Source organism: Shewanella sp. 10N.286.45.A1 (assembly GCF_041470405.1).
Lineage (GTDB): Bacteria > Pseudomonadota > Gammaproteobacteria > Enterobacterales > Shewanellaceae > Shewanella.
Genome location: NZ_JBFRMK010000419.1, coordinates 1 through 3,926, shown reverse-complemented (window position 1 = coordinate 3,926; position 3,926 = coordinate 1). Strand labels below are relative to the sequence as shown.

General features: G+C 43.1%; 5 protein-coding genes. 2 read left to right on the top strand and 3 right to left on the bottom strand.

What is annotated here, in order from left to right:
- Positions 1 to 317 precede the first annotated feature (317 nt).
- The 3 genes from AB4238_RS22140 to AB4238_RS22130 all read right to left on the bottom strand — a co-directional run bounded on the left by AB4238_RS22140 (position 318) and on the right by AB4238_RS22130 (position 2,230).
- A complete protein-coding gene (locus tag AB4238_RS22140) occupies positions 318 to 779 on the bottom strand; it encodes a flavodoxin (RefSeq protein ID WP_372035762.1) in 462 nt (153 codons plus the stop codon).
- 276 nt (positions 780 to 1,055) lie between these two features.
- The gene (truC, locus tag AB4238_RS22135) at positions 1,056 to 1,892 is read right to left on the bottom strand and encodes a tRNA pseudouridine(65) synthase TruC (protein ID WP_372035760.1); all 837 of its coding nucleotides are present in this window, start codon (positions 1,890 to 1,892) and stop codon (positions 1,056 to 1,058) included.
- Positions 1,889 to 2,230: a YqcC family protein gene (locus AB4238_RS22130; RefSeq protein ID WP_372035758.1), complete on the bottom strand. Its 342-nt coding sequence runs from the start codon at positions 2,228 to 2,230 to the stop codon at positions 1,889 to 1,891. Before AB4238_RS22130 ends, truC begins: the two co-directional genes overlap by 4 nt.
- Positions 2,231 to 2,354: 124 nt before the next feature.
- On the opposite strand from AB4238_RS22130, the gene AB4238_RS22125 reads away from it, so the two are divergent.
- Both AB4238_RS22125 and AB4238_RS22120 read left to right on the top strand, forming a co-directional pair.
- Positions 2,355 to 3,368 (top strand): DUF3549 family protein, encoded by a 1,014-nt coding sequence (locus AB4238_RS22125; RefSeq protein ID WP_372035756.1) that lies wholly within the window; start codon positions 2,355 to 2,357, stop codon positions 3,366 to 3,368.
- Positions 3,365 to 3,763 (top strand): DUF3301 domain-containing protein, encoded by a 399-nt coding sequence (locus AB4238_RS22120; RefSeq protein WP_248973875.1) that lies wholly within the window; start codon positions 3,365 to 3,367, stop codon positions 3,761 to 3,763. The genes AB4238_RS22125 and AB4238_RS22120 overlap by 4 nt, the downstream gene beginning before the upstream one ends.
- Positions 3,764 to 3,926 lie beyond the last annotated feature (163 nt).

The following is a 3,926-nucleotide window of genomic DNA, read 5'->3' as shown; positions in this document are numbered from 1 at the left end:
ATGCAATTGGTATTACACATTAACTTTGGTTTTATCGCCTAAAAAGAAATAAAGGGAGAGTACCGTTATAGAAGTCTTGCGCCATTAAAACAAAGCGATAAAAGTACGACATAGCAGAGTTAGTTAGATAGTTGAATCTGTTGAGATAGCTGGATAGTTGAATTTGTTGAGATGACTTAACACTCTGTATCTACAGTGAATCACATTGGCGCAAAAATCTAAAATGCAAATAGTGGTTTATAGCAGCAAAACGAAAGACCGTTACCGTGGCAATAACAAGGCTGAATATCGCTCTATTCAGCCTCAAATAAACAAACTTAGGCTGCTAATTCGTTATCAAGCGCATTCCAACTTGGTAGCCATGCTAATGCTTCAACTTCAGGTTCCATCGTCTCACCAGCATCGATTTTTAAAAAATCGCCTAAGCGTTTAGCACCCAACTCTTCAAATAAGTTCGCTAACTGCTCTGCAGCGCCACAGAAGGTTTCATAACTAGAATCACCAAGGCCAATAATACCGAATTTAAGCTCTGGCAGATAAGGCGCTTTTGACTGCATATCATAAAACCATGTCTGAATATCATCAGGTAGATCGCCCTGCCCTGTAGTAGAGCACACCATTAACAGCAGCTCATCCTCAGGCGGTACAAAGCCGACAAGCTCATCACTTTGGTATAAAACGGCTTCTCGTCCTAGATCGGTTAAAGCTTGTTGCAGAGTCTCTGCAACGTATTGCGCGCCACCATAAACTGTTCCAAAAACTAGATTCACTTTTTTCATGTTTTACTTCGCCTAAAAGTCATTTAGTTATATCCTTAACATACTGTATCGATGAACATTGCTGCAAGCCCTGCCGCAATTAAAAGCGAATGTACGAGGATAAGCCTTAATGAAACACTCTTGCAGACAAAAGCACCGAAAACACCTCAATCGATCAGCTCATATCAGAAGAATGTGCTATTTCCATACAGTACAATGCTTAACAACTTCATTACCCGCTAATGATAGCTTACAGGTGAATGCCAGCAAATTAACTGGCACCACAAAAGCAACGTCTTAATCAACAGCTATTTGATAGCTATTGTTGGATCCCGATAACGTATCCTCGCCCCATCCAAGCTCATCAAACAGTGTAAGCCACTCTTGTTCAAGTTCGGTTTCAACCGCGACTCTTTCACCTGTTCTTGGGTGATTAAAGCTGAGTTTTTTAGCAATTAGCCATAGTCTGTTTATGCCAAAGTGCTCTCTAAAGAATTTATTTTGCTTACCATCACCATGGGTTGTGTCGCCAAGGATTGGATGACGAAGGTGCGCCATATGACGACGAAGTTGATGCTTACGGCCGGTATGTGGTGATAGATGCACTAGCGCGTAACGACTGGTTGCATAGCGCCCAGATGCAAAAGGAATTTCGCTATTAAGTAGCGGTTTATAAGAAGTCACAGCATCTTGAGCCGCTTTATTAGGATCAACATCTTTATCCGCTACATCATCCAACTCCTCTTTGAGCGCATAATCTAGTGTCGCGGCTTCATGCATATTGCCACGCACTATCGCAAGGTACTCTTTATCAATCGAGTGAGAGGCAAACTGCTCACACAGAGCATTTGCCATTTCACTGCTTTTAGCAAATAACAAAATACCAGAAGTCGGTCTGTCTAGACGGTGCACAGGGAATACATGACAACCCACTTTGTCACGGGTTAATTGCATCGCGAAAAAGCGCTCTCGCCTCGCCAAGTAGCTTCTATGAACCAGCAGACCTGCGGGTTTATGAATAGCAACAACATCATCATCTTCAAACAAGATTTCGATATGAGGAGCAACCTCATCCGTTAGCAATTGCTCTGCAACCGTTTCGCTATCAACTGTTTGTTTTGTTTCATCAGTCATTCAATAATCTCTTTTGTCACGTCGTTACCGTTTAGCAAGGAGTCTATAGCCTGGATTAAACCAACTAAAATTTGGTACTTCGTTTCGCCTTGCCAAACATGTTGCGCCATTGGTGCAATGGATATCGCATTTGGCAGAGGCTGGTTACTATCAAGGATAGTGTGCATCTTGGGTAAAAAAATAAACTGTAACCACTGCTCAAATGGCATCAAATCACAGGCAAAAGGAGCGCTGCTAGCCAGAGCCTCTTTTGTTGGTGACTCAATACTCAATAAGTTTTGCGCTGCTAACTCCGCCTCTAATGCGACTAACAACTCTCGTGTTTTAACCGTTATCACAGATAAGGCTCCACAGAAATGTGTACGGGGCTATGCCTAGCATAGGAAATTTAGCTCGCGATGATACCATCTAGGTCGACTTATCCCTATAATACGCCCTAATTCACCGACACTCGATAACGATATGACAGAAATAACGACCCTCAGCCAATTCTTAAAAACCGCTAACACTCAGTTCCAAGTTTATGATTTGGGCCGTAGAGTACAACATATCGATATGATGGCTTTTCACCAGATAGAGGAGCTGCTCACGCCGTATCCCTCTCCCATTCAAGGCCATGCACAGTTTGCTATCGTTTTTTGGGATGCCAGCCAACAGCATTATATTTGGTTCATTAAGTTAGCATTGGATGAGCGCGGTTTGCTTTCACCAGCGCCAAGATTACAGTTTATCAAGATGATCATTGAAGCCTTAGGCAGAGATCCAACTCAACCTCTAACAGAGCAACAGCAAGAGCAACTGGCAAACCACCCATTTAACTTTAAGCCAACTCAAGAAAAATTAGCCGTATTTAACGCATTAGTGCGTAAGCAACTTGGCGAAAAAGCATCAGCACAATATGAGTTTGCCTACCAATATATGTCTGGGCAACATCCTACAGACCAATGGCAAAACATTGGTATGCAGGGGATTGCTGATGTTTGCGTAAGAGCTAATGAGCTTGACCATCAACAACATATCAATGCCAGTTTTGAAAATGCAGCAACCGAAGTGCAAGTAGCGATGTGTCAGTGCCTAGAGCATCTCAATATCGACGATAGTCTCGCCGTCCTCGTGTTTGATAAGCTTATTGCAGCATCAACAGAGCAACAAGCTTATCTGTTAAGAGCGCTTGCTTCACATACAGAGCAAAGTCAAAAAGCGATTGCACATCTTGATTCTATCGACGGCTTGTCTGCCGACATACTGATCACCATTGCAGCACGTAACTGGTCTGCACTAAAAGATGAGCAAACTCTCAGTATCTATCTAGAAGCGCTTGCGAAACAAGAACAACACTTCTTTAACCAGATTTTTGCTGATATTGTGGCTATACCATTAATTCGCACGCAACTGCTTACTCAACTGCGAAACCCGAACCGAAGTGCAGAACTTTCTGCAGCTATTGGCGGCCTATTTAAGGTAATGAAAGCATGATGACAGATTTCTTATTAATCGTAGCGGTAGTGGTTATCGCTGCATTTTTTTGGCAGTTAAGACAGATGGCTGAAATGAGCCGTATGTTTGCGACTAAAGAGTGCCAAAAACAGAAAGTGCAATTGTTAGCGATTGCACAAGAAACCGCAAAGCCAAGTCTTGGTGGCAGCACCGGGCTGACTTGGAAAGTAAAATACCTATTTGAATTTAGCACCGATGGTATTAACCAATACCGTGGCAGCTTATGGATGCATGGCAAGAAAATTCAAAAAGTGCAGTGGCCTATTTTCCCTGAGCCAGAGTGGCACGATGCGCCAGAGTCCCGCGGTTCCGTTGGCGGTGGTTGCGGTGGTGGACGCGGTAAGAGTAATTGCAGTTCAGGTGGTTGTAAGTAACCCCTACGACAAGGGGTTGCTAATCATTAAATGCTTTAGCATTTGGTTTATCTCATATCCTTTTATATGAGCCAGTAGCGATACTGGCTCTTTTTTATCTGTATTTTCATTTGATACTAGGGCTAGGCCTTTCAGACGCTAACGCGGAAATGTCGGGTGGACG

Bases quoted from the DNA above. Each gene is read 5' to 3' on its own strand.
- AB4238_RS22140 (WP_372035762.1), bottom strand. From the start codon at position 779: ATGAAAAAAGTGAATCTAGTTTTTGGAACAGTTTATGGTGGCGCGCAA.
- truC (WP_372035760.1), bottom strand. From the start codon at position 1,892: ATGACTGATGAAACAAAACAAACAGTTGATAGCGAAACGGTTGCAGAG.
- AB4238_RS22125 (WP_372035756.1), top strand. From the start codon at position 2,355: ATGACAGAAATAACGACCCTCAGCCAATTCTTAAAAACCGCTAACACT.
- AB4238_RS22120 (WP_248973875.1), top strand. From the start codon at position 3,365: ATGATGACAGATTTCTTATTAATCGTAGCGGTAGTGGTTATCGCTGCA.